Origin of the sequence: Diaphorobacter sp. LR2014-1 (assembly GCF_002916785.1) — a bacterium.
In the GTDB taxonomy this organism is placed as follows: domain Bacteria; phylum Pseudomonadota; class Gammaproteobacteria; order Burkholderiales; family Burkholderiaceae_C; genus Diaphorobacter; species Diaphorobacter nitroreducens.
On record NZ_MTBE01000006.1, the window covers coordinates 80104 to 106368 of the forward strand.

Here is a 26265-nt window from a genome sequence, read left to right on the forward strand (position 1 = left end):
GCTGCACGACAGTGCGCCGCCTGTACCCATGTCCCCCACCCTGCTACTGACCGAACAGCTCATCGCCCGCCCCTCCGTCACGCCCGACGACGCGGGCTGCCTGGACCTGCTGGCCTGGCGCCTCGCTCCCTTGGGCTTTGCCTGCGAGCGACTGGACAGCGGGCCCGAGAACTTCCGCGTCAGCAATTTGTGGTCAAAACGCTCTGCAACGCGCTCTGGACAAGCGCAAACAGCTACCAAAACAGTAGTATTTGCCGGCCACACCGACGTGGTACCCACGGGCCCCGTGGAGCAGTGGAGCAGCCCGCCGTTCACCCCCACACACCGGGACGGCCGCCTGTACGGCCGCGGCGCGAGTGACATGAAGGCCTCGATCGCCGCATTCGTCGTCGCGGTCGAGGAATTCCTCGCCGCCACGCCCGACCCGCGCCTGGACATCGCGCTGCTGCTGACCAGCGACGAGGAAGGCCCCTCGGTGGACGGCACCAAGGTGGTCATTGAGCAGTTGCGCGCGCGCGGGGAGCGGCTGGACTGGTGCATCGTGGGCGAACCCACCTCGGTCGAGCAGACCGGCGACATGATCAAGAACGGCCGCCGCGGCACGCTGTCCGGCCGGCTTACCGTGCGGGGGGTGCAGGGCCACATCGCCTACCCGCAGCTGGCGCGCAACCCCATCCATCAGGCCGTGCCCGCGCTCACCGAGCTCGCCGCCACCGTGTGGGATGAGGGCAACGCCTTCTTTCCGCCCACCAGTTGGCAGATGAGCAACATCCACGGCGGCACCGGCGCGACCAACGTGATCCCTGGCCAGGTGGTGATCGACTTCAACTTCCGCTTCAGCACCGAATCGACCGCTGAAGGGCTGCAGCAGCGCGTGCATGCGGTACTGGACCGCCACGCACTGGAATACGACCTGACCTGGACGCTGGGCGGCCAGCCCTTCCTGACCACGCCGGGCGAACTGGTGCAGGCGGTGCAGCAAGCCATCCACGCCGAAACCGGTCTGGAAACCGAGCTGTCCACCACCGGCGGCACCAGCGACGGGCGCTTCATTGCCCAGATTTGCCCCCAGGTGATCGAGCTGGGCCCGCCCAACGCCAGCATCCACAAGATCGACGAGAACGTGCGCTTGGTCGACATCGAGCCGCTCAAGAACATCTACCGCCGCACGCTCGAGCACCTCAACGCACTGGCGGGCGCATGACCGCGAAAGTGCACGGTGACACCGTCGGTGCGCTGGTCGCCAGCGGCGCCGCGCGCCTCACACAGGCCGGCGTGGCCTTCGGCCACGGCACTGCCAACGCGCAGGACGAGGCCGTCTGGCTGGTGCTGTGGCGCCTGGGGCTGCCGCTGGACAGCGTGCTCGACGAGGGGGTCGAAGGTTCAGTGGTAAATCGGCCCGTAACGCCCGTCCATCAAGCGCTGGTAGCTACGCTTTTTGAAGAACGCATCGCCACGCGCAAACCGGCTGCCTACCTCACGCGCGAGGCCTGGTTGCAGGGCGTGCCGTTCTACGTGGACGAGCGCGCCATCGTGCCGCGCAGCTTCATTGCCGAACTGCTGGCCGACGGCAGCATCGACGACTGGCTCAGCGACCAGACGCGCCACGTGCTCGACCTGTGCACCGGCAACGGCAGCCTGGCCGTGCTCGCGGCCATGGCGTATCCCGACGTGCAGGTGACGGGCGCCGACCTCTCGCCCGACGCGCTGGCCGTGGCCCGCATCAACGTGGACCGGCACGGGCTGCAGGAGCGCATCACGCTGGTCGAGTCCGACGGCCTGGCCGCCCTGCCCGGCCCCTGGGACCTGATCCTGTGCAACCCGCCCTACGTCAACGCCACCAGCATGGCCCAGCTGCCGCCCGAGTACCGGGCCGAGCCCGAGCTGGCCCTGTCCGGCAATATCCGGGGCGGCAGCGACGGCATGGACTTCATTCGCCAGCTGTTGGCCGACGCCTCTGCGCGCATGAGCGAAGACGCCGTGCTGGTGCTGGAGATCGGCAACGAACGCGAACACTTCGAGGCCGCCTTTCCCGACCTGCCCGTGTTCTGGCTGGAGACCAGCGCCGGCAGCGACCAGGTGCTGCTGCTCACGCGCCAGGCCCTGCTCCCACTCGCTTCCGCAAAGTGACGGTGCCGGCCCGTCCGGCCCCCGCCCCGTCCATTGGTTTGACCCATGATCACCCTGAAGAACGTCACGCTGCGCCGCAGCGCCAAGGTATTGCTCGACGGCGTTTCCGTCACCATCAACCCCGGGGAGCATGTCGGCCTGGTCGGGCGTAACGGCGCTGGCAAGTCCACGCTGTTCGCGCTGCTCAATGGTTCGCTGCACGAAGACGGCGGTGACTTCGTCCTGCCCGCGGCCTGGCGCATGGCCCAGGTGGCGCAAAACATGCCAGAGACGGACGAGTCTGCCACCGCCTTCGTACTGGAGGGCGACACCCGCCTGTCGGAGCTGCGCCAGGCGCTGCACACGGCCGAGCAGGCGGGGGATGGCATGGCCATCGCCCAGGCGCATTCCGACCTGGCAGACGCCGGTGCGCACGACGCCACCGCGCGCGCGCAGGCGCTCATCCTGGGTCTGGGCTTTCAGGTGGCGGAGCTGGAGCGCCCGGTCAACAGCTTCTCCGGCGGCTGGCGCATGCGCCTGCAACTGGCGCGCGCGCTGATGTGCCCCAGCGACCTGCTGCTGCTGGACGAGCCCACCAACCACTTGGACCTGGACGCGCTGGTATGGCTGGAAGCCTGGCTACAGCGCTACAACGGTACCCTGGTCGTCATCAGCCACGACCGCGAATTCCTCGACGCCGTGACCCAGGTCACGCTGCACATCGATAACGCGCGCCTGACCCGCTACGGCGGCAACTACAGCAAGTTCGAGGAGCTGCGCGCCCAGCAGCTGGAACTGCAGCAGTCGGCCTACGAGCGCCAGCAGGACAAGATCGCGCACCTGCAGAAATTCATCGATCGGTTCAAGGCCAAGGCCACCAAGGCCAAACAGGCACAAAGCCGCGTGAAGGCGCTGGAGCGCATGGAGAAGATCGCCCCCGTGCTGGCCTCGGCCGACTTCACCTTCGAGTTCAAGGAGCCGGCCAACCTGCCCAACCCGATGCTGGCCATCACCGACGCGTCCTTCGGTTATCGCGCCGAGGATGGCAGCGAGACCACCATCCTGCGCCACGTGAACCGCTCGGTGCTGGCCGGCCAGCGCATCGGCATTTTGGGCGCCAACGGCCAGGGCAAGTCCACGCTGGTCAAGACCATCGCCCGCACCATGGCGCCGCTCTCCGGCACCCTGACCGAGGGCAAGGGCCTATCGATCGGCTACTTCGCGCAGCAGGAGCTGGACGTGCTGCGCCCCGGCGATAACCCGCTGGAGCACATGGTGCGCCTGGCGCGCGAACTGGGTGCCCAGGCCCAGGAACCCAGCCGCGAGCAGGACCTGCGCAACTTCCTGGGTAGCTTCAACTTCAGCGGCGACATGGTGCACCAGGCCGTGGGCACCATGAGCGGCGGGGAGAAGGCCCGCCTGGTGCTGGCCATGATCGTCTGGCAGCGTCCCAACCTGTTGCTGCTGGACGAGCCCACCAACCACCTGGACCTGGCCACGCGTGAGGCGTTGTCCATGGCGCTCAACGAGTTCGAGGGCACGGTGATGCTGGTCAGCCACGACCGGGCGCTGCTGCGCGCCGTGTGCGATGAGTTCTGGCTGGTGGGCCGGGGTGCCGTGGCGCCTTTCGACGGCGATCTGGACGATTACCAGCGCTACCTGCTTGAGGAGTCCAAACGCCTGCGCGAACTGGCCCGCGCAGCCGAGCAGGTGGTCGTTGCCGAGGCCGCGTCCCCAACCGCCACTGCCGCCCCTCCCCTGCGCGACGCCCGCGAACAGCGCCGCCAGGAAGCCCAGGCCCGCCAGCAACTGGCCGAGAAAACCCGCCCCCTCAAGCGAGAGCTTGAAAAAATCGACCAGCGCCTGGAAGCCCTGAACCGGGAAAAAGCGCAGTTGGAAGAACGGCTCATGCAGCCGTTGCCCCCCGCGGAGATCGCGGAATGCGGACGGAGGCTCAAGGACTGCACCGAAGAGGTGACAGCCCTTGAGGAAAAGTGGCTGGATGTTTCCTCAGCGCTGGAGGAACTGGCGCGCTAAGGGCTACAGGTATTTTTGGTATATGTATAAAAACAGCCTCCAAGCCTTACGTATAAAGCGCAGACAGCTCCTTTTTCAGGAGTAAATTCCGGGGATATCCCGGGGTTGCATTTTTTTGCAGCGCACTGTCAACGCCCTCCCAGGGGGCCGCGTTGTGGGTACATCTAAGGAGTTTTCCCTATGACCATGACTGCAATCCTCTCTGCCTGGCCCGAAGACGAACGTGACCGCAAGCGCGCCCCGGCCCGCCTGTAAGCGTCCACTCGGCCTGTTCTGAAGGCCGTTCGTTGGAGGAATCGCCGCACTGCGCAATTCCAAGCCACTGCCAGGGCCCGCCGGGAGCTACCGGCCCCGATTCACACCGCCCACTTCAGGGTGGAGACAAAAAAGGAACGTGCTGCCACGTTCCTTTTGCATTTCAAGGCAGCCTTTTCCAGCTGCCGCTAGGTCAGCCCATGTGCAGGCCGCCGTTGACCGAGAAATCCGCCCCGGTGGCATAGCCGCCCTCTTCGGAGGCCAGCCACGAAATGATGGACGCGATCTCGCTGGGTTCGCCCAAGCGCTTCACGGGCACAGTGGCGACGATCTTTTCCAGCACATCCGGGCGGATCGCCTTGACCATGTCGGTGCCGATATAGCCGGGGCTCACGGTATTCACCGTCACGCCCTTGGTGGCCAGCTCCTGCGCCAGCGCCATCGAAAAACCGTGCATGCCCGCCTTCGCCGCCGAGTAGTTGGTCTGGCCGGCCTGGCCTTTCTCGCCGTTCACGCTGCTGATGTTGATGATGCGGCCCCAGCCCTTGTCCACCATGTCTGCAACGACCTGCTTGGTCACGTTGAACATGCTGTTGAGGTTGGTTTCGATGACAGCGTCCCAGTCCTCGCGCGACATCTTGAGGAACATGCGGTCGCGTGTGATGCCGGCGTTGTTCACCAACACATCCACGCTGCCATGCTCGGCCTTGGCCTGGGTGAAGGCCTCCACCGTGGACTCCCAGTTGCCCACGTTCCCGACCGACGCGTAAAACGTATAGCCCAGCGCCTTTTGCTCGCCCAGCCACTTGTTGTAGTCGCGCGTGGGGCCGCACCCGGCGATGACCTTGAACCCGTCCCGGTGCAGACGCTGACAGATGGCCGTGCCGATGCCCCCCATACCCCCGGTGACGTACGCAACTTTCTGGCTCATGTGTGCTCCTTGGATGTGTCAAAAGTGAATCAGATCAGTGACCACTCTACCCAAGAATTACGACAATACCGAGGAGGAAAACACTGCGCCCCGGCATTATTGTTGCGGCGCAAAAATAGGGGCATGATTACCTTTTTATGCGTCGTAGACGACCGTTGATATCGTCCGCGAAAAAAACCCGCAGCGCAGGCTGCGGGTTGGTCGAAGAATTGAGGCGGTGCCGGAATCAGTCGGCGGTGGCTTCTTCGGGTTCGGCCGGTTCGGACTTGGCTCCGCGCTCCTTCTTGGGCACCGGCTGGATGTCCAGCAGCACCTCGGAAGTCTCCACGCCCTTGTCGTCCGTCTTGACCTCGATGTCCACCGTCAGACGCCCGCCTTCGGTCAGGCGACCGAAGAGCAGCTCATCCGCCAGCGCCTTGCGGATGGTGTCTTGGATCAAGCGCTGCATGGGGCGCGCGCCCATGAGCGGATCAAAGCCCTTCTTGGCCAAGTGCTTGCGCAGCGCGTCGGTAAAGGTAACTTCCACCTTCTTCTCGGCGAGCTGCTGCTCGAGCTGCAGCAGGAACTTGTCCACCACGCGCAGGATGATCTGCTCATCCAGCGGCTTGAAGCTCACGATGGCATCCAGGCGGTTGCGGAACTCGGGCGTGAACAGGCGCTTGATGTCGCCCATCTCGTCGCCCGCCTGGCGCGGATTCGTGAAGCCGATAGCGGCCTTGTTCATGGTCTCGGCGCCCGCGTTCGTCGTCATGATGATGATGACGTTGCGGAAGTCGGCCTTGCGCCCGTTGTTGTCCGTCAACGTGCCGTGGTCCATGACCTGCAGCAGCACGTTGAAGATGTCCGGGTGTGCCTTCTCGATTTCGTCGAGCAGCAGCACGGCGTGCGGCTTCTTGGTGATGGCCTCGGTCAGCAAACCACCCTGGTCGAAGCCCACGTAGCCCGGAGGCGCACCGATCAGACGGCTCACGGCGTGGCGCTCCATGTACTCCGACATGTCGAAGCGGATCAGGTCCACACCCATGATGTAGGCGAGCTGCTTGGCGGCCTCTGTCTTGCCCACGCCTGTGGGGCCCGAGAACAGGAAGGAGCCGATCGGCTTGTCCGCCTTGCCCAGTCCCGAGCGTGCCATCTTGACGGCGGCGGCGAGCACCTCCAGCGCCTTGTCCTGGCCGAAGACCACGCTCTTGAGGTCGCGCTCAAGCGTCTGCAGCTTGCCGCGGTCGTCATTGGACACGTTGGCAGGCGGGATGCGGGCGATCTTTGCCACGATCTCTTCGATCTCGGCCTTGCCGATGGTCTTCTTGCGCTTGGACGGCGTGAGGATGCGCTGCGCTGCGCCAGCCTCGTCGATCACGTCGATGGCCTTGTCGGGCAGGTGGCGGTCATTGATGTACTTGGCACTCAGCTCGGCCGCGGCCTGCAAGGCGGCGGCGGCGTACTTCACGCTGTGGTGCTCCTCGAAGCGGCTCTTGAGTCCCTTGAGGATGTCGATGGTCTCCTGTACCGTTGGCTCGACTACGTCCACCTTCTGGAAGCGCCGCGACAGCGCCGCGTCCTTTTCGAAAATGCCGCGGTATTCGGTGAAGGTAGTCGCGCCGATGCACTTGAGCTGCCCGCTGGACAGCGCAGGCTTCAGCAGGTTGGACGCATCCAGTGTCCCGCCCGACGCCGCGCCCGCACCGATCAGCGTGTGGATCTCGTCGATGAACAGGATGGCGTTGGGCTTGTCTTTCAGGCTCTTCAAGACGCCCTTGAGGCGCTGCTCGAAGTCGCCGCGGTATTTGGTGCCCGCCAGCAGCGCGCCCATGTCCAGCGAATACACCGTGGCCTCGGCCAGGATCTCGGGCACGTCATTCTGCGTGATGCGCCAGGCCAGGCCCTCGGCAATCGCGGTCTTGCCCACGCCGGCCTCACCCACCAGCAGCGGGTTGTTCTTGCGGCGGCGGCACAGGATCTGGATGGTGCGCTCGACCTCGTAGTTGCGGCCGATCAGGGGGTCGATCTTGCCGTCCTTGGCCGCCTGGTTCAAGTTCTGGGTGTATTGCTCCAGGGGCGACGCTTTTTCACTGCGCTCGCCTTGCGCGCCCTCTTCCCCGTCGGCCTGGCCCTCGGCCTTGGCGGGCTCCGGCGGCTCGCCCTTCTTGATGCCGTGGGCGATGTAGTTCACCACGTCCAGGCGCGTCACGCCCTGCTGGTGCAGGTAGTACACGGCATGGGAGTCCTTTTCGCCGAAGATGGCCACAAGCACGTTGGCGCCCGTGACCTCCTTCTTGCCGTTGCCCGTGGACTGCACGTGCATGATGGCGCGTTGAATCACCCGCTGGAAGCCCAGCGTGGGTTGTGTGTCCACCTCGTCGGTACCGGCGACCTGCGGGGTGTTGTCCTTGATGAAGTTGGTCAGCGATGCGCGCAGATCGTCGATGTTGGCAGCGCATGAACGCAGCACCTCGGCCGCGCTGGGGTTATCGAGCAGTGCCAGCAGCAGGTGTTCCACGGTGATGAACTCGTGGCGTTGCTGGCGGGCCTCGACAAAGGCCATGTGCAAGCTGACTTCCAGTTCCTGGGCAATCATGTGAGAACTCCTTTGTGCTTGCGTGTTAGGGATGACTGTAGATCGGGAGCAATGCCCCCTTATTCAACGGGCTCACTCAAACATTGCAGGGGGTGGCCCGCTTTGTGCGCCGCTTCCAGCACCTGGTCCACCTTGGTAGCGGCGACATCGCGCGTATACACGCCGCACACGCCTTTGCCGTCCAGATGGATCTTCAGCATGATCTGCGTGGCGGCCTCGCGGTCCTTGTTGAAGAACTCCTGCAACACGACGACGACGAACTCCATGGGGGTGTAGTCATCGTTGAGCATGACCACCTGGTACATCTGGGGCGGCTGGGTCTTCTGTGTACGCCGCTCCAGCACGACCGAACCACCCTCGTCCCAGGACGGAGGGGTGGGAGCCGGCACCGGCGCGGGGATTGGGGAGGTGGTTGCCATGAATTTCATTCTAGCGAGGCCGATGCGGCACCTGAGCAGACCGCACATGGTGCCGCGCGGGCTTTTTTCAAGCGCTGATCACAGCCCTACTCATAGACCACATTCACAGCACCGCTGCCCGCCTGAGCGCTCCACGCGGCCAGCGCGGCATCGCTGGGAAAGAACCGGCTGGCCTCTCCCAACTGCACCTCGGCCGTGGCCGCGCCGGCCCCCGCTGTGCAGCGCAACTGCATGCGCACGCGCAGGCCATGGGCAAGCACCTCGCCGTGTTCTGTCTCCTCCCGTTGCGGAGGATAGTCACGCACCAGCGCCCCGATGTCTGGCAATTGCTGCCCCAGGCACACCTGCAGATAGCGCCCATAGCGTGCCCGCGCACCCGCCAAATCCCAGACCTGCTGCACCTTCATGCGCAGGCCTCCGCTGAAGTGGTCCAACTGCAGCCGACCACTCACCACTACGAATTCATCGTCCTTGAGCAGGCCGGCGTTCGCATTGATCAGCCCTTCGTCGGCAGAAGCCTCGATGACGCCCGACTTGTCGTCCAGCTTGAACAACGCCAGCCTGCCGCGCTGCCCGTTGATGACGCGGTAGTCGCTCACGATGCCGGCGACCACCTGCGTCTCGCGGCTGTCTACCAGGTCGTCGATAGCGGTGCGCACGAAGCGGCGCACTTCCTGGTGCACTTCGTCGAACAAGTGGCCCGAGAGGTAGAAGCCCACCGCGGTCTTCTCCTGCATCAGCCGTTCCTTGATGCCCCAGGGCATCACATCCACCAGATCAGGCTCCTGCGTGCTGGAGCCGATGGCGTCATCGCCCATCATGTCGAACAGCCCGCCTTGGTTGGCGTTGGCGATCTGCGCATTGGCAAACTCGAACGCCCGATCGAGGGATGCCACGAGCGCGGCACGGTTGAGCTGCAGGGCATCGAAGGCGCCCGCCTTGATGAGCGCCTCCACCGTGCGCTTGTTGACGCGCGTGCGGTCCACGCGTACGCAAAAGTCAAACAAGCTCTTGAAAGGCCCCCGGGTTGCGCCCTGTGGGCCCACGCCCTGCCCTTCGCGTGCGGCGATGATGGCCTCGATCGCCTGCTGTCCCGTGCCCTTGACGGCGCCCAGGCCATAGCGGATGACCTTGTCCGTCACCGGCTCGAAGCGGTAATTGCCGCGGTTGATGTCCGGCGGCTCGAAGGTCATGCCGAAATGTTTGACCGCGTCTTCATAGAGCACCTTGAGCTTGTCGGTGTCGTCCATTTCCACGGTCATATTGGCGCAGTAAAACTCCGCCGTGTAGTGCACCTTGAGCCACCCGGTGTGGTAGGCCAGCAGCGAATAGGCGGCCGCGTGCGACTTGTTGAAGCCGTAACCCGCAAACTTTTCCATCAGGTCGAAGACCTCGTCGGCCTTGTCCTGACTGATACCCTTTTCGGCTGCACCCTTGCGGAAGATGGCACGGTGCTCGGCCATTTCCTCGGCCTTTTTCTTGCCCATGGCGCGGCGCAGCATGTCGGCGCCGCCGAGCGAGTAACCACCCAGCACCTGCGCCGTCTGCATCACCTGCTCCTGGTAGACCATGATGCCGTAGGTCTCGGCCAGCACGGGCTCCACCAGCGGATGCGGGTACTCCACCACCTCCTTGCCGTGCTTGCGGTTCACGAAGCTGGGAATCAGGTCCATGGGGCCGGGCCGGTACAGGGCATTCAAGGCGATCAGGTCTTCCAGCCTGCTTGGGCGCGCTTCCTTGAGCATGCCTTGCATGCCCCGGCTTTCAAACTGGAACACGGCTTCTGTCTTGCCGTCCGAGAACAGTTTGTAGGTCGCAGCATCGTCCAGGGGAATGTTCTCGAACGCGAAGTTTTCCTGCCCTTTGTGGCGCTGCATGATGAACTCACGCGCGATTTCCAGGATGGTCAGCGTCGCCAAGCCCAGGAAGTCGAATTTCACCAGGCCGATGGCCTCCACGTCGTCCTTGTCGTACTGGCTCACCGCCGATTCGCTGCCTGGCTGCTGGTACAGCGGGCAGAAATCGGTCAGCTTGCCCGGCGCGATCAGCACGCCGCCGGCGTGCATGCCAATATTGCGCGTCATCCCTTCGAGCTTTTGCGCCATCTCGATGATGGTGCGCACGTCCTCCTCCTTGCGCACGCGCTCGTACAGGATGGGTTCCAACTCCAGGGCGTAGTTGTTCTTGTCCCCTTCCTTCTTGGGCTCTGGCGGGTAGGCCAGCGTATAGGTCTGGCCGGGTTTGCCGGGCACCAGCTTCGAGATACCGTCACAGAACGTGTAGCTCATATCCATCACCCGCCCCACGTCGCGGATGGCAGCCTTGGCCGCCATCGTGCCGAACGTGGCGATCTGGCTCACGGCCTCCTTGCCGTACTTGTCCTTCACATAGTCGATCACGCGGTCGCGGTTGGCCTGGCAAAAATCGATGTCGAAGTCGGGCATGGACACCCGCTCGGGGTTCAGGAAGCGCTCGAACAGCAGGTTGTATTGCAGCGGATCCAGATCCGTGATCTTGAGCGCATAGGCCACGAGCGAGCCCGCACCCGAGCCGCGCCCGGGGCCCACCGGGCAGCCGTTCTTCTTGGCCCACTGGATGAAGTCACCCACGATGAGGAAGTAGCCTGGAAAGCCCATCTTCAGGATCGTGCCCAGTTCAAACTCCAGCCGCTCCTGGTAGCGGGGGCGCTGGCGGTCGCGCTCGGCGGTATCCGGGTACAGGTGCAGCAGCCGCTCCTCCAGGCCCTCGTGGGACGCGTGGCGGAAGTACTGCTCCATCGTCATCCCACCCGGAATGGGGAAGTTCGGCAGTTGCGGCTTGCCCAGCACCAGCGACACATTGCAGCGCTTGGCCACCTCCACGGTGTTGGCGAGGGCGCTGGGTACGTCGGCGAACAGCGCTTCCATCTCGGAACTGCTCTTGAAATACTGCTCGCGCGTGAAACGGCGCACGCGCCGCGGATTCGCCAAGATCTCGCCCTCGGCAATGCACACGCGCGCCTCGTGCGCCTCGTAATCGTCCGGCGTTGCGAACTGCACCGGGTGGGTGGCTACCACCGGCAGGGCCAGGCGCGCGGCAAGCTGCACCGCGGCGGTGACATGGGCTTCGTCGTCAGGTCGTCCGGCGCGCTGGACCTCCAGGTAGAAGCGGTGCGGGAAAATGCCCGCCAGACGCAGCGCCAGCTGCGCAGCTCCGGCGTCATCGCCCTTCATGAGCGCCTGCCCCACGGGACCGGCCTGTGCTCCAGCGAGGGCAATCAGGCCGTCGCCCAATTCCTGCAGCCACTGCCAGGTGCACAGCGCCTGGTTCTTGACGATGTTGCGCGTCCACGCGCGGGCCAGCAGTTCGGAGAGGTTCAGATACCCGGTGCGGTTCTGCACCAGCAGCACCATGCGCGAGGGTGCGCCTGCCGCTTCGCCCTCCAGGTAGATTTCGGCGCCCAGGATGGGCTTGACGCCCTTGCCCCGGCCTTCCTTGTAGAACTTGATCGCGCCGAACAGGTTGTTCAGGTCCGTGATCGCCAGGGCGGGCTGGCCGTCTTTCGCCGCCGCCTTGACGACCTCGTCGATACGGGTGGTTCCGTCCACGACGGAAAATTCAGTGTGCAAGCGCAAGTGGACAAACATGCGGCATTGTAGGAACGCGGGCATGTCCCATGCTTGCTCAGGGCCCCGCGCGCAGCATCCTTACAATGGTGCCATGCGGCAGTTCCATGAAGGTGCCGCCGTCGTCGCATACCCTTAATCCAAGAGCTGCCGCCATGCCGCGTTTTCCCCTGCCTTTGATTTCTGCCCTGCTCGCCGCCGGCCTGCTGGCTGCCTGCTCCAGCACGCCTGAAGACAAGACCGCTGGCTGGAGCACCGACAAGATTTATTCGGAAGCACGCGACGAGCTCAATGGCGGCTCTTACGACAAAGCCGTGCCGCTGCTGGAAAAGCTGGAAGGACGCGCCGCCGGCACGCCGTTGGCACAACAGGCCCAGTTGGAAAAGGCCTACGCGCAATACAAGGGCGGCGAGAAGGCACAGGCTATTGCCACGCTGGACCGTTTCATGAAACTGCACCCCGCCAGCCCAGCGTACGACTATGCGCTGTACCTCAAAGGCTTGGTGAACTTCAACGACAACCTGGGCCTGTTCTCGTGGCTCTCGCGCCAGGACCTGTCGGAGCGCGACCAGAAGGCCGCCAAGGACTCGTTCGAGTCCTTCCGCGAACTGGTGACCCGCTTCCCCGAGTCGCGCTACACGCCCGACGCGCGCCAGCGCATGACCTACATCGTCAACTCGCTGGCGCAGTACGAGGTACACGTGGCGCGCTACTACTATGAACGCGGCGCATACGTGGCCGCCGTGAGTCGCGCGCAGAGTGCCATTGCCGACTACAAGGACGTTCCGGCGACGGAAGAAGCTCTGTACATCCTGGTTCGATCGTACGACGCACTGGGGCTCACGCAACTGCGTGACGACACCCGCCGCGTGATGGATGCGTCCTATCCTCAGAGCAGCCTGCCGCAGACGGGATTCAAGGCGAAGGCGAACCCCTGGTGGAAGTTCTGGTAAGGGCATCCAGCGCCGCGCCGAACTCTTCCTGCGTATGCAGCCTCCGCATGGGGGGCAATGCCCGCAGCAGAGGCTTGCCATAGCCCTTGTGCAACAGACGTGTGTCGGCGATGACCAGTATGCCGTGGTCGTTCTCGTTGCGGATCATCCGGCCGGCCCCCTGCTTGAGCGCCACTGCCGCCGATGGCAGGGCGTGTCTGCGGAACACGTTGCCACCCTGGTCCGCCAGCCGCCGTGCCTGCGCCTGCTCCCACGGGTCACCCGGAGCGGGGAATGGCAGCTTGTCGATCACCACCATCTGCAGGGCCTCGCCCGGGACGTCGATCCCCTCCCAGAACGACGCCGCCCCCACGAGCACATGGCCCGCCGGCCGGCCGCTCGCGTCAAGCTGGGCACGAAAGCGCTCCACCATGCGCGACCGTGAGGCATGTCCCTGCACCAGCACCTCGATGCCGCCGCCGGGCGCGAACCGGCGGCATAGCTCATCCGCGATCACCGCAAGCGCCCGCAGACTGGTGGTCAACACCAGCGTATGCCCGCCAAGCCGTGCTACGGCATCACCCACCCAGCGCGCAAGCTGAACGCTGTGCCCCGCGTCGGAAGGCAGCGGGAGTGCGGGTGGCACATACAGCGCCGCCTGCCGCGCGTAGTCGAAGGGGCTAGGCACCTGCAGGGTACGAGCGCCCTCCAATCCACAGGCATCGGTAAACCAGCGCAGGTCCTTGCCATCGCCCAGCGTGGCAGAGGTATAGATCCACGAACGCGGTGCGGACGCGGCAGGCGGTTCGTCGCTCTCGTCCCAGGCGCCCTCCGTGGGGGGCTTTCCCTTCCACAGCGTGCGCAGGGCGCCGGCCACATCCAGGGGCGTTTCCACCATGCGCAACGCACCTGCAGATTCAACCCAGCGCACCGTGCCAGCACCCGCGTCGGAACAGAAATGCAGTACACGCTCCAGCAACGCGACCGTCCGGCTGTGCAGGTGGGCCAGATCGGGAGCGTGCTGCGCCACGCCGTCCAGTGCGGCCAGCACCGCGCGGAGTGCCGCCACCGCCCCCTCCAGCGCACCGTCCCAGGCTGACGCATCCAAGGCCTCGGGCGTGACGCCCGTCCAGGCGATGCGGGAGCCGGCTGCATCGGCATCTTCGCCCGGAGCGACCGCCAGACGCAGCGCGTGCGCGCACTGGCGCAGGTGCTGGAGCAACCCCTGCCAATCCGCAGCGCCGCGCGCATGCCGCGCCCCAGCCGCCACCACATCCTGCCCAAGTTGCAGCAGCTGGCTGGTGCTGACATGCGTGCCCAGGAACTGGGCCGCGGTCTCGGCCAACCGATGGGCTTCATCGAACACAACGACCCCGGTGTCCGGTAGCAGTTGCGCGGCCCCCGCCCCCTGCGCACCGAGGTCCGCAAAGAAAAGGTGGTGGTTGATGATGAGCACATCCGCCGCCTGCGCGTCGTGCCGTGCCCGGTAGACATGGCATTGGCGCAACCGCGGGCACCCGGAACCCAGGCAGTTGTCCACCGTCGAAGTGACCTGCCTCCAGGCGGCTGAGTATTCATCCAAACCGGGGACCTCCGCCAGGTCTCCTCTGCGCGTGGACTGGGCCCATCGCTCAACACACGCCAGATCGTGGGCGACTGCTTCGTCATGCCCCTCCCCGTTGCGACGCGCCTGCTCCAGTCGGTAAAGGCAAAGGTAATTGGCCCGGCCTTTGAGGGCCGCTACGCGTAGCGGGAGCGCCAGCGCCTGCTGCAGCAGCGGCAGGTCGCGCGTCAACAGTTGGTCCTGCAGTGTCTTGGTGGCCGTGGAAATGAGCACACGCTCGCCGCTCAGCAGTGCGGGAACCAAATAGGCAAAGGTCTTTCCAATCCCCGTTCCCGCTTCCACCACCAGTGACTCCCGGGCGTTGATGGCCTGCGCCACTGCGAGGGCCATGGCCGCCTGCCCCGGGCGGGAACGCAGATCAGGCCGCACACGCGCCAGGGGTCCGTCGGGCGCAAACACCGGGAGGACGAGATCGCTCAAGGACATGCGCCGTGGGCCAAAAGAAGTGTCAGAAAGGAATGGCCCTGCACCGGCCGTGATGCTCTAAAAACACAAGCAGACGCACCAGCGATGACAAGGCCCGGGAGTTGATCATAATAGGCGGCTCCCCCCGCTTTCGCGACTGCGAGGCGGCCTTTCGTCCTCCGCTCCAATCCCATGACCAAAGCGTTCCGCCTCATTGCGTCGACCGGCATCCACAAGGGTGACCGCGAGTACCAGCAAGACCAGGTCGCCCTGCTGTCGCACCCGCGTTTCAATGGATGCGTGCTGGGCGTGGTGGCCGATGGCATGGGTGGCCGCAGCGGAGGGCGCAAGGCGTCCGACCAGGTGATGCTTACCGCGCGCCAGTTGTTTGAACGCTATTCGCCAGAAACGGACGACGCCGCCGCCCTGCTCAAGCACATCGTAGAGGAGGCGCACATCGTGATCCGCCTCACCGCGATTTCCGCGGAACAGGAGCCACACAGCACCATCGCGGCATTCGTAATCAACCCACGCGGCGATTGCCACTGGGCCCACGCAGGGGACTCGCGCATCTACCACTTCCAGGGGGGGCGGCTGGTGTTCCGCACCAGCGACCACTCGTATGTGCAGGCGCTCGTGGACCGTGGCGAGATCACGGAAGCCGAGGCCAACACCCACCCCCACTCCAACATCCTCGTCGGCTGTCTGGGCACCGAGAGCGACCCTCCCATCACCACCCACCTGATTCCGCAGATGCAGCCGGGCGACGTGCTGCTGGCCTGCAGCGACGGCGTGTGGCACTACTTCTCACCTGCGGAACTGGCGTCGGTCCTGGATTCGCTGACGCCGCGCGAGGCCACCGAGTTCCTCATCGACAAGGCGCGTTCGCGCGCACGCGGGGGCGGCGACAACCTGTCGCTCGCCATCGTGAAGATCGAAACGCTGGTAGAGGAAAAGAAGCCTCCACGCTTGGCGCAACTCACACCCACCACGTAAAACGCGCGTGGAAGACGGCCCCGCATGGGCCGTGGCGTGTCCACCGCGCCCTAAAGGGCACTCAACGGTCGCTGCTCGCGTCCGGCGGCGGCAATGCCGGCGACGGCTTGCGGCCGGCCGCCTCGGCTTGCTGGCGCTCAAGGCGTTCGCGGCGCTCACGCGCTTTCTGCTGCTTGGCCTCGTAGCGGGCGCGGGAATCCTGGATGCGCTGGGGCTGCGTTTGCTCACGGCGTTGCACATCGGCCAAATGCTCGGCTGCGCGGCGGCTCTGCTGCTGCGCACGGTCGCGCGCCTCCTGCTCGCGGGGCTTCTGCGGCGCGTTGCGGGGCGCCACCCGCATCGGGGCGGGACGCTCCCCGGCTTCCAGTTTCTGGCGTTGCTCCTGCTTGCGCTCCTCGATTGCTTGCAGGCGTTGCCCCGCCTTCTCCCGGCGCTCCGCATCGTTGATCTGCACTTCCTGGCGGTGCAGCACGTTGTCGGCCTCACGTGCCTGTATACGCACCCTGCGCAGGCAATCCTCCACGGCAAATTGCTGGTAGCAAGCCGCCTCGCCGCGCTCACGCTGCGCCTCGATCTCCCGGCGCTGCGCCTGGATGTGCTCACGCTGGGTCTGGCGCTGCCGCTGCGCCTGCGCTGCATCGGTCACAGGAGCGTCGGCAGCCCACGCCGCCAGGGGAGGCAGCGCTGCCCCACCCATGCACAGGAGGGCTGCGGCAAGAAAGCGGGAAGGCAGTGCAGGCATCAGGTCAGTCCGGTATCGACGACGCGCCGCTCAAGCGCCAGGAATTCCTTGGATTGCATCTCGTTGATGCGCGAAATGGTGCGTGGAAACTCATGCGCCAGGGGGCCTTCCGTATAGAGCTGCTCGGGCGGCACGGCGGCGGAGACGACGAGTTTCACCCGCCTATCGTAGAGCACGTCCACCAGCCAGGTAAACCGGCGCGCGGGCGACGCCATGCTGACAGGCATGTAGGGCACGTTGGACAGCAGCACCGTGTGGAACTGCGAGGCGATTTCCAGATAGTCGTTCTGCGACCGGGGGCCCATGCACAGCTCGCGGAAGTCGAACCACACCACGCCGCCCGCACGGCGGATGGCCTTGATCTCGCGCGCCTCGATGTGCAGCACCGGGTCTTCGTCACGCACTTCGGCCAGCTGCTGGAAGGCGTGCTGCATGGCCGCGTCCGCCGCGGGGCCCAGGGGCGTGTGGTAGAGCTCGACCAGCTCCAGCGCACGGCGCCGATAGTCCGTGCCGTTGTCCACGTTCACCACTTCCATGCGCTCGTTGAGCAGGTCGATGGCGGGCAGGATGCGGTCGCGGTGCAGGCCGCCGGGGTACAGTTCGTCGGGCTTGAAGTTGGAAGTGGTGACAAAGCCCACGTCGTTGTCGAACAGCGCCGCCAGCAGGCGGTGCAGGATCATCGCGTCAGTGATGTCCGCGACGTGGAACTCGTCAAAACAAATCAGCTTATAGCGCTTGGCGATGCGCGCACCCAGCACATCCAGGGGGTTCTGCGTCCCCTGCAGGCCAGCCAGTTCACGGTGCACTTCGCGCATGAATTCGTGAAAGTGCAGACGCACCTTGCGCTTGATGGGTACGGCGTTGAAGAAGCAGTCCATGAGGAAGCTCTTGCCCCGCCCCACACCGCCGTACATGTACACGCCACGCGGCACCTGGGGCCGGTTGATGAGCTTCTTCAGCGTGTTGGAGCGGCGCTGCTTGTACGCTCCCCATTCCTGGGCACAACGCTCCAGCGCATCCACGGCCCGCAACTGGGCCGGATCGCTCTTGAAGCCCTTGGCGGCCAGCTCGGCCTCGTACGCCTGCCTGACGTTCACCCGCATGTTATCCCTATGCTTCAAAAACAATAGCTGCCAGCGCTTGTCACACAAGCGCTGGCAGCTATTTTTGCCTCAAATTATCAGAAATTGAGGGTGCGCTTGTCCACGGCCAGCGCCGCTTCCTTAGTGGCTTCGGACAGCGAGGGGTGGGCATGGCAGATGCGCGCAATGTCTTCGCTCGATGCCTTGAACTCCATGGCGACCACGGCTTCGGCGATCAGTTCGGAAGCCATCGGACCGACGATGTGCACGCCCAGGATTTCGTCCGTGGCGGCGTCGGCCAGGAACTTCACCATGCCGGTGGTGTCGCCCAGTGCGCGCGCTCGGCCATTGGCCAGGAACGGGAAGGTGCCCGCCTTGTACTTCACGCCGTCGGCCTTGAGCTGCTGCTCGGTGCGTCCGACCCAGGCGATCTCGGGGCTGGTGTAGATGACCCAGGGGATGGTGTTGAAGTTGACATGGCCGTGCTGGCCAGCCATGCGCTCGGCCACGGCCACGCCCTCTTCCTCGGCCTTGTGCGCCAGCATGGGGCCGCGCACCACGTCGCCCACCGCCCACACGCCGGGCAGGTTGGTCTTGCACTCGCCATCAACCACAACGGCGCCGCGCTCATCCAGCTTCAGGCCCACCCCTTCGGCGTTCAGGCCGGTGGTGTTGGGCACGCGGCCGATGGAGACGATCAGCTTGTCCACTTCCAACACCTGGGCCTCGCCCTTGGCGGTGGTGTAGGCGATGCTCACGCCCTTCTTGCCAGCCTTGACTTCGCCAATCTTCACGCCCAGCTCGATCTTCAGGCCTTGCTTGTCGAAGGCCTTTTTGGCCTCCTTGGCGATCTGCTCGTCCACCGCGCCCAGGAACGTGGGCTGGCCTTCCAGAATGGTCACGTCGGCACCCAGGCGGCGCCACACGCTGCCCATTTCCAGGCCGATCACGCCGGAGCCGATCACGCCCAGCTTCTTCGGCACGCTGCCGATGGCGAGCGCGCCGTCGTTGGACAGGATCTGCTCTTCGTCGAAGGCCGCACCGGGCAGCGCACGTGCGTTGGATCCGGTGGCCACGATGACCTGCTTGGCGGTCAGCGTTTCTTCGGCCTTGCCGGTGACCTTGATTTCATAGCCCCCGTCCACCGCCTTCACGAAGGAGCCGCGGCCGTGGAAGAAGGTCACCTTGTTCTTCTTGAACAGGTACAGGATGCCGTCGTTGTTCTGCTTCACGACGTTGTCCTTACGGGCAATCATCTTGGCCACGTCCATCTTCACGCCCGTGGCGGTGATGCCGTGGTCGGCAAAGTGCAGGTTGGCATGTTCGAAATGCTCGGACGACTGCAGCAGCGCCTTGGAGGGAATGCAGCCCACGTTGGTGCAGGTACCGCCGGGTGCGGCGCCGCCAGCGGCGTTCTTCCACTCGTCGATACAGGCCACATTCATGCCCAACTGGGCGGCGCGGATGGCGGCGATGTAGCCGCCAGGGCCTGCGCCGATCACGATGACGTCAAATTGCTTGCTCATGGTTCAAAAACAGTATCTGGTAATGAGAAAAAACCCACCGCTGGACCGGGCCGGGGGTGGGTTTTCGTATGCGTCGAACCCTGTGGGAATTACAGGTCGAACAACAGGCGCGATGGGTCTTCCAGCGCATCCTTCATGGCTACGAGGCCCAGAACGGCTTCGCGGCCGTCGATGATGCGGTGGTCATAAGACATGGCCAGGTAGTTCATCGGGCGCACTACGACCTGGCCGTTTTCGACCACGGCGCGGTCCTTGGTGGCGTGCACGCCCAGGATGGCCGACTGCGGCGGGTTGATGATGGGGGTGGACATCATCGAGCCGAAGGTGCCGCCGTTGGAGATGGAGAACGTGCCACCGGTCATCTCTTCGATGCCCAGCTTGCCGTCGGCCGCCTTCTTGCCGAATTCGGCGATCTTCTTTTCGATGTCGGCAAAGCTCATCTGGTCTGCGTTGCGCAGGATGGGCACCACCAGGCCGCGCGGCGAGCCCACGGCGATACCGATGTCGAAGTAGCCGTGGTAGACGATGTCGTTGCCGTCCACCGAGGCGTTGAGCACCGGGTACTTCTTGAGGGCATGCACCGCTGCCTTCACGAAGAAGGACATGAAGCCCAGCTTCACACCGTGCTCCTTGGTGAATGCGTCCTGGAACTTCTTGCGCAGGTCCATCACCGGCGCCATGTTCACTTCGTTGAACGTGGTGAGGATGGCGTTGGTGGACTGCGATTGCAGCAGACGCTCGGCCACGCGGGCACGCAAGCGGCTCATGGGCACGCGCTGCTCGGGGCGCTCGCCCAGATCAGCAGCGGACGACGGGGCTGCTACCTGGGGCAGCGCCTTGGTGGGCACGCCGGTGGGGATCACGGCGGCCGTCGACTTCACGCCGCCTGCCACTGCGGCCAGCACATCGCCCTTGGTCACGCGTCCGTCCTTGCCGGAGCCCGTCACATCGCCGACCGACAGGTTGTTGTCGGCCAGCAGCTTGGCGGCGGCCGGCATGGCCACGTCGCCCTTGCTGCCACCAGCAGCGGCAGGCGCAGCGGCCGCCGGGGCAGATGCCGCTGCGGGCGCCGGTGCAGCGGCAGCAGCTGCCGGCGCGGCCGCGCCGGCCTTGCCCTCGGTGTCGATCTTGGCGATGACCTGGTCGGAGGCCACGGTGCCGCCGTCGGCGACCACGATCTCGGCCATCACGCCGGCGGCCGGTGCGGGCACTTCCAGCACCACCTTGTCGGTCTCGATTTCGATCAGGATTTCATCGATTGCCACGGCCTCGCCGGGCTTCTTCTTCCACTGCAGCAGGGTGGCTTCGGCCACGGACTCGGACAGCTGGGGGACTTTGACTTCTACGATAGCCATTTGATTCTTTCCAAAGAGGGTTCTGTACTGAAGGTGTGGGTTTGCGGCCTTACTTGGTCAGGACAAAACCCTTGAGCTTGGCGAAAGCGGCTTCCACCAGGGCCTTTTGCTGCTCCTGGTGCAGATGGGCGTAACCCACTGCGGGGGAGGCAGATGCGGCGCGGCCGGCATAGCCCAGCTTCTGGCCATCGAGCATGTTCTCGTGGATGTTGTGCTGGATGAAGAACCAGGCGCCCTGGTTCTGCGGTTCGTCCTGGCACCACACGATGTCGGTGGCATTCGGGTACTTCTTGAGCTCGGCGGCGAAGGCCTTGTGCGGGAACGGGTAGAGCTGCTCGACGCGGATGATGGCCACGTCGGTAGCTTCCTTCTCCACGCGCTTCTTCACGAGGTCGTAGTAGACCTTGCCCGAGCAGGCGATCACGCGCTTGACCTTGTCGGCCTTCTTGGCGATCGCTTCGTCCTGCTCCGAGATGACGGTCTGGAAACCGCCCTTGGTGAACTCGGACAGCGGCGACGTGGCGTCCTTGTTACGCAGCAGCGACTTCGGCGTCATGATGACCAGGGGCTTGCGCAGGTTGCGCACCATCTGGCGGCGCAGCACATGGAAGATCTGGCTCGCCGTGGTGGGCTGCACGATCTGCATGTTGGTGTCAGCGGCCAGCTGCATGAAGCGCTCCAGGCGGGCCGAGCTGTGCTCTGGGCCCTGGCCTTCGTAGCCGTGCGGCAGCATCAGCGTGATGCCGTTCACGCGGCCCCACTTCACTTCGCCCGATGCGATGAACTGGTCGATCACCACCTGTGCGCCGTTGGCGAAGTCGCCAAACTGCGCTTCCCAGACCACCAGCGTGTTGGGGTCGTTGGAGGCGTAGCCGTACTCGAAGGCCAGAACGGCCTCCTCGGACAGGATGGAGTCGATCACCGTGAACGGCGCCTGGTTCTCGGCCACGTTCTGCAGCGGGATGTAGGTGCCTTCGTCCCACTTCTCACGCTTTTGGTCATGAATCACGGCGTGGCGGTGCGTGAACGTGCCGCGGCCGCTGTCCTCGCCCGACAGGCGCACCGGGTAGCCCGAGGCCACCAGCGATGCGAAGGCCATGTGCTCGCCCATGCCCCAGTCCACGTTGATCTCGCCACGGCCCATGGCGGCGCGGTCGTCCAGCACCTTCTTGACCAGCTGGTGCGGCGTCACCGTCGGGGGTATGGTGGTGATGCGCTCGGCCAGGCGCTTCCACTCGGCCAGCGGAATGGCGGTGTCGCCGGCGTCGGTCCAGCTCTTGCCCAGGAAGGGGCTCCAGTCCACGGCGTACTTGCTCTTGAAGTTGGTGAGCACCGGATCGACCGTGTGCTTGCCCTCCTCCAGCGCGGCGCGATAGGCCTTGGCCATGTCGTCGCCCAGCGTCTCGCCCAGACCCTGAGCCGCCAGCTTGTCGGCGTAGAGCTTGCGCGTGCCCGGGTGCTGGGAGATCTTCTTGTACATCAGCGGCTGCGTCAGCGCCGGCGTGTCCTGCTCGTTGTGGCCGAGCTTGCGGTAGCACACGATGTCCACCACCACGTCCTTGGAGAATTCCATGCGGAACTCCAGCGCCAGCTGCACCGCCAGGCACACGGCTTCCGGATCGTCGCCGTTCACGTGCAGCACGGGCGACTCGATCATCTTCACGATATCGGTGCAGTACAGCGTGGAGCGCAGGTCGCGCGGGTCGGAGGTGGTGAAGCCGATCTGGTTGTTGATGACCAGGTGCACCGTGCCGCCCGTGGTGTAGCCGCGGGTTTCCGACAGCGCCAGGGTTTCCTGGTTCACGCCCTGGCCGGCGAAGGCCGCATCGCCGTGCACCAGCACGGGCAGCACCTGCTTGCCCGCGTGGTCGCCGCGGCGGTCCATGCGCGAGCGCACCGAGCCCTCGACCACGGGGTTCACGATTTCCAGGTGCGAGGGGTTGAAGGCCAGCGACAGATGCACCGGGCCGCCGGTCGTGGAGACGTCGGAGGAAAAGCCCTGGTGGTACTTCACGTCACCGGCGGGCAGGTCCTCGGGGGCGGTGTGCTCGAACTCGGCGAACAGGTCCTTGGGCATCTTGCCCAGGGTGTTGACCAGCACGTTCAGGCGGCCGCGGTGGGCCATGCCGATCACCACTTCCTGCACGCCCTTCGCGCCTGCGGAGTTGATCAACTCGTCCATGGCGGCAATGAAGGACTCGCCCCCCTCGAGCGAGAAGCGCTTCTGGCCCACGTACTTGGTGTGCAGGTAGCGTTCCAGGCCTTCGGCGGCCGTCAGGCGCTCCAGGATGCGCTTCTTCTTGTCGGCAGAGAAGTTGGGCTTGCTGCGGATGCTTTCCAGCTTTTGCTGCCACCAGCGCTTTTGCACCTGGTCGGTGGCGTACATGTACTCCACGCCGATGGTGCCGCAGTAGGTCTCGCGCAGCGCGTTCAGCAGCTCGCGCAGGGGCATCTTGTCCTTGCCGAAGAAGGTGTTGCTCGCGTCGAACACCGTTTCCTGGTCGGCATCGCTGAAGCCGTAGAACGAAGGCTCCAGTTCGGGAATCTGGGGGCGCTCGGTGCGCTTGAGGGGGTCCAGGTCGGCCCAGCGCTGGCCCACGTTGCGGTACGCGGCGATCAGTTGCTGGACGGCGGTGCGCTTGCGGCCCATCTCGGCGTCGGCGCTGGCCACCACGACCTTGGTGCCGCCGGCCTTGGCGCGCTCGGCAAAGGCGTTGATAACGGGCAGGTGGGGAACGTCCTTGGCATTGCTGCCGTCTACCGCGGGCACATGTTGCAGTGCGTCAAAGTATTCGCGCCAGGAGTCTGGCACGCTGCCAGGGTTGGCAAGGTAGTTCTCATACATCTCTTCGACGTAGGGCGCGTTGCCGCCGAAAAGATAGGTGTTGCCTTGGTAGGCTTGGTAGACGGATGTCGGATCGCTCATATTCCGCTGACCTCCACTTCCCTGAAGGAAGCGTTAGCTGGTTAACAAACCTTCCGCGTCACGGCTGAACCGGTTGGCGGATGCGACTGTGGCAGGGGAAGGGCCTCGTTTGCGGCCGCTATTGTGCCATTGAACGCCTGCGCGCGCGGCGAGCGGTGTATCAAGACAGGCGTGTGTGTGGCTTACATTTTGGGCTTCGCTCCTTCCACCGCCCCCATGAACCCGCCCACGCTCCAGTCCCGCACCCTGCTGCTCCTGCTCACCGTCGTAACGCTGGCCTTTGGCGCCATCCTCTGGCCGCTCAACGGCGCCATCTTCTGGGGTGTGGTGCTCGCCATCCTGTTCACGCCGCTGCACCGGCGGCTGCAGCGGCGCATGCCGCGCAGGCGCAACCTGGCCGCGCTTGCCACCCTGGGCGTGTGCCTGGTGATCGTGATCCTGCCGGTCACGCTGATCGGCGCTTCGCTGGTGCAGGAGGCCAGCGTGGCCTACGAGCGCGCCCGCTCGGGGCAGCTGAACTTCGGCGCCTACCTGCAGCAGGTGCTGGCCGCACTGCCCCCCTGGATGCTGGAGCTGCTGGACCGCTTTCACCTCACCACCCGCGCGGAGCTGCAAGCCCGCCTGACCACGATCGGCGCCCAGGCCAGCCAGTTCCTGGCCACCAAGGCGCTGGACGTGGGCCAGAACACGCTGCAGTTCGTGGTGAGCTTCGGCGTCATGCTCTACCTGTTGTTCTTCCTGCTGCGCGACGGCGCGCGGCTGGCGGCGCGCATCCGCGAGGCCATCCCCCTGGATGCGCGGCACAAGGAGCAGTTGGCCATCAAGTTCACCACCGTGATCCGCGCCACCGTGAAGGGCAACATCGTGGTGGCCGCCGTCCAGGGCGCCCTGGGTGGCCTGATCTTCTGGCTGTTGAACATCCAGGGGCCGGTGATGTGGGGCGTGCTGATGGCGTTCCTGTCGCTGCTGCCCGCCGTGGGCGCCAGCCTGATCTGGGGGCCCGTGGCCATCTACTTCCTGGCGACCGGCGCGCCGGGGCAGGCCGTGATCCTCACCGCCTATGGCGTATTCGTCATCGGGCTGGTGGACAACGTACTGCGTCCCGTGCTGGTCGGCAAGGACACCAAGCTGCCCGACTACGTGGTGCTGATCTCCACCTTGGGCGGCATGGCGTTGTTCGGGCTCACGGGCTTTGTGATCGGCCCGATGATCGCCGCACTGTTCATCGCCACCTGGGACCTGTTCGCGCCGCACGACGGCGCAGAACGCTCCTAAAATAATAGCTGCTAGCGCTTAATGGGCGGGCGTTGAAGGCCAAAACGCCTTCAACCCCGCCGGCGCACTCATTCCGCCTCAATACCGGCGGCCTTGATCACCCTGCCCCACTTCTGGGTCTCGGCGGCCTGAAAGCGCGCCAGCTCTTCGGGCGTGGTGGTCCAGGCCTCGGAGCCTGCGGTCTCGAAGAACGACTGGGCGGCCTGGCTCCTCGTCGCCTGCGCCAGCAGAGCGTTCAGCCGCGCCACCACGGGCGCGGGCGTGCCGGCGGGCACGTAGGCTGCAAACCAGTAGCCCATGTCATAGCCCTTCACGCCGGCCTCATCCAGCGTGGGCACCTCGGGCAGCTGCGTGCTGCGTTTTTGCGTGGAGTACCCCAGCGCGCGCAGCTTTCCCGCCTTGACCTGAGGAACGCCGGTGGACGTGTCGGTGATCATCAGGTCGATCTGCCCGCCGAGCAGATCGGTGATGGCCAACGGGTTGCTCTTGTACGGCACATGCAGGATGTCCACACCCGCCAGTTGCTTGAGCATCTCGCCGGCCATGCGGCTGGAAGAACTGCCGCTGCCAAAGCTCAGCTTGCCGGGGTTCTTGCGGGCGGCGGCCAGCAGGTCGCCCACGTTCTTGTAGGGAGCGCCCGCGTTCACCACCAGCACCTGGCCGCCCTTGCCCAGGCCGGTGACGGGGGCGAAATCCTTCACCGGGTCGTAGGGCAGTTTCTTGTACAGGTGTTCGTTTGCGGCATGCGTGGTGTTGGTGGTGATGAGCACCGTGTACCCATCCGCCGGTGCCTTGGCGACGAACTGCGCGGCGATCATGCCGCTGGCGCCGGCCTTGTTCTCCACGACCACGGGCTGCCGCGCATCGGTGCTCACGGCCTGGCCCAATGCCCGCGCCAGTTGGTCGGTGGCACTGCCGGCCGCAAACGGCACGACGAAAGTGACGGGCTTGGCAGGATAGGCGGGGGCCTGTGCGTTGGCGGCGCCGGCCGCGGCACACAGGACGGCCGCAGCGGTGGCAGCCAGTACACGGCGGCGATGCGGGAACGGGTTCATGGTGTCTCCTTGGTTGTGGTGATGAAAAATGCCGCCGGCGCGCGTCAATGCGCTCCGGCCAGGTGATGAACAAGCGCCGCCGGCATCCGCACCGGCAGGTCCAGCAACAGAAAGGACAGCGCCTTGCCATGGCTGTCGAGGTTGAGCGCGTCGTTCACGCCGCCGTCCAGCACGCCATCCAGCACGAAATTCATCGCCTGCAGTTGGGGCAGCAGATAGCGCGTGACGCGCGTGGGCCCCCGCGCCGCGAACTGGCGCGCCACGGCCTCCTCGGTAACCTGCTGCACCAGCACGTCCCACAGGGCCGGGTGCCAGGCGATCACGCTGATGTTGGAGCGGTCACCCTTGTCACCCGTGCGGCCGTGCGCCAGGCGGTACAGGGGAACCGTGAGATCGGTAGGGTTCATCGTGGTCCT

General features: G+C 65.2%; 18 protein-coding genes. 6 read left to right on the forward strand and 12 right to left on the reverse strand.

The window, feature by feature from the left end:
* The first annotated feature begins 28 nt into the window (after positions 1 to 28).
* Genes dapE through BV908_RS07310 form a run of 3 tightly spaced genes read left to right on the forward strand, consistent with a single transcriptional unit; the run spans position 29 to position 4146 of the window.
* On the forward strand, positions 29 to 1204 hold the full coding sequence (dapE, locus tag BV908_RS07300) for a succinyl-diaminopimelate desuccinylase (protein WP_103737697.1): 1176 nt from the start codon (positions 29 to 31) through the stop codon (positions 1202 to 1204).
* Complete coding sequence (gene prmB, locus BV908_RS07305; protein ID WP_103737698.1) at positions 1201 to 2130, forward strand: 50S ribosomal protein L3 N(5)-glutamine methyltransferase; 930 nt, start codon at positions 1201 to 1203, stop codon at positions 2128 to 2130. Before dapE ends, prmB begins: the two co-directional genes overlap by 4 nt.
* A gap of 45 nt (positions 2131 to 2175) precedes the next feature.
* Positions 2176 to 4146, forward strand: coding sequence for an ATP-binding cassette domain-containing protein (locus BV908_RS07310; RefSeq protein WP_103737699.1), 1971 nt, complete (start codon positions 2176 to 2178; stop codon positions 4144 to 4146).
* 448 nt (positions 4147 to 4594) lie between these two features.
* Here the strand turns inward: BV908_RS07310 and phbB are convergent, their stop codons facing one another.
* The 4 genes from phbB to dnaE form a co-directional block, all read right to left on the reverse strand.
* On the reverse strand, positions 4595 to 5332 hold the full coding sequence (phbB, locus tag BV908_RS07315) for an acetoacetyl-CoA reductase (protein ID WP_015913416.1): 738 nt from the start codon (positions 5330 to 5332) through the stop codon (positions 4595 to 4597).
* Positions 5333 to 5558: 226 nt separating this feature from the next.
* Positions 5559 to 7907 (reverse strand): ATP-dependent Clp protease ATP-binding subunit ClpA, encoded by a 2349-nt coding sequence (clpA, locus tag BV908_RS07320; RefSeq protein WP_088886618.1) that lies wholly within the window; start codon positions 7905 to 7907, stop codon positions 5559 to 5561.
* A 59-nt stretch (positions 7908 to 7966) separates the two neighbouring features.
* Positions 7967 to 8335, reverse strand: a complete 369-nt coding sequence (gene clpS / locus BV908_RS07325) for an ATP-dependent Clp protease adapter ClpS (protein ID WP_103737744.1) — start codon at positions 8333 to 8335, stop codon at positions 7967 to 7969.
* 77 nt (positions 8336 to 8412) lie between these two features.
* A complete protein-coding gene (dnaE, locus tag BV908_RS07330) occupies positions 8413 to 11952 on the reverse strand; it encodes a DNA polymerase III subunit alpha (RefSeq protein ID WP_103737700.1) in 3540 nt (1179 codons plus the stop codon).
* A 134-nt stretch (positions 11953 to 12086) separates the two neighbouring features.
* On the opposite strand from dnaE, the gene BV908_RS07335 reads away from it, so the two are divergent.
* Positions 12087 to 12884 carry an outer membrane protein assembly factor BamD gene (locus BV908_RS07335; RefSeq protein WP_103737701.1) on the forward strand — a complete coding sequence of 266 codons (798 nt, stop codon included), beginning with the start codon at positions 12087 to 12089 and terminating at the stop codon, positions 12882 to 12884.
* Here the strand turns inward: BV908_RS07335 and BV908_RS07340 are convergent.
* Positions 12847 to 14913: an ATP-dependent DNA helicase gene (locus tag BV908_RS07340; protein WP_103737702.1), complete on the reverse strand. Its 2067-nt coding sequence runs from the start codon at positions 14911 to 14913 to the stop codon at positions 12847 to 12849. The two genes, BV908_RS07335 and BV908_RS07340, sit on opposite strands and share 38 nt — an antisense overlap.
* Positions 14914 to 15084: 171 nt before the next feature.
* Here BV908_RS07340 and BV908_RS07345 point away from each other — a divergent pair, with 171 nt between their 5' ends.
* A complete protein-coding gene (locus BV908_RS07345; RefSeq protein ID WP_103737703.1) occupies positions 15085 to 15888 on the forward strand; it encodes a protein phosphatase 2C domain-containing protein in 804 nt (267 codons plus the stop codon).
* A gap of 61 nt (positions 15889 to 15949) precedes the next feature.
* Here the strand turns inward: BV908_RS07345 and BV908_RS07350 are convergent, their stop codons facing one another.
* The 5 genes from BV908_RS07350 to BV908_RS07370 all read right to left on the reverse strand — a co-directional run bounded on the left by BV908_RS07350 (position 15950) and on the right by BV908_RS07370 (position 23519).
* Positions 15950 to 16630: a hypothetical protein gene (locus tag BV908_RS07350; RefSeq protein ID WP_103737704.1), complete on the reverse strand. Its 681-nt coding sequence runs from the start codon at positions 16628 to 16630 to the stop codon at positions 15950 to 15952.
* Positions 16630 to 17727 (reverse strand): cell division protein ZapE, encoded by a 1098-nt coding sequence (gene zapE, locus BV908_RS07355; protein ID WP_172751358.1) that lies wholly within the window; start codon positions 17725 to 17727, stop codon positions 16630 to 16632. Before zapE ends, BV908_RS07350 begins: the two co-directional genes overlap by 1 nt.
* Before the next feature lie 83 nt (positions 17728 to 17810).
* Entirely contained in the window at positions 17811 to 19238 is a 1428-nt protein-coding gene (lpdA, locus tag BV908_RS07360; protein WP_103737706.1) for a dihydrolipoyl dehydrogenase, read from the reverse strand.
* Positions 19239 to 19327: 89 nt separating this feature from the next.
* Positions 19328 to 20593, reverse strand: coding sequence for a 2-oxoglutarate dehydrogenase complex dihydrolipoyllysine-residue succinyltransferase (gene odhB / locus BV908_RS07365; protein WP_015913423.1), 1266 nt, complete (start codon positions 20591 to 20593; stop codon positions 19328 to 19330).
* Between the two features lie 49 nt (positions 20594 to 20642).
* The gene (locus tag BV908_RS07370; protein WP_103737707.1) at positions 20643 to 23519 is read right to left on the reverse strand and encodes a 2-oxoglutarate dehydrogenase E1 component; all 2877 of its coding nucleotides are present in this window, start codon (positions 23517 to 23519) and stop codon (positions 20643 to 20645) included.
* Positions 23520 to 23735: 216 nt separating this feature from the next.
* Here BV908_RS07370 and BV908_RS07375 point away from each other — a divergent pair, with 216 nt between their 5' ends.
* Positions 23736 to 24794 (forward strand): AI-2E family transporter, encoded by a 1059-nt coding sequence (locus BV908_RS07375; protein WP_047351228.1) that lies wholly within the window; start codon positions 23736 to 23738, stop codon positions 24792 to 24794.
* A 68-nt stretch (positions 24795 to 24862) separates the two neighbouring features.
* Here BV908_RS07375 and BV908_RS07380 read toward each other — a convergent pair whose 3' ends face one another.
* Together BV908_RS07380 and BV908_RS07385 are read right to left on the reverse strand one after the other, a co-directional pair.
* The gene (locus BV908_RS07380) at positions 24863 to 25849 is read right to left on the reverse strand and encodes a tripartite tricarboxylate transporter substrate binding protein (protein ID WP_103737708.1); all 987 of its coding nucleotides are present in this window, start codon (positions 25847 to 25849) and stop codon (positions 24863 to 24865) included.
* A 44-nt stretch (positions 25850 to 25893) separates the two neighbouring features.
* Positions 25894 to 26256 (reverse strand): hypothetical protein, encoded by a 363-nt coding sequence (locus tag BV908_RS07385; RefSeq protein WP_011805082.1) that lies wholly within the window; start codon positions 26254 to 26256, stop codon positions 25894 to 25896.
* Positions 26257 to 26265: the final 9 nt, after the last annotated feature.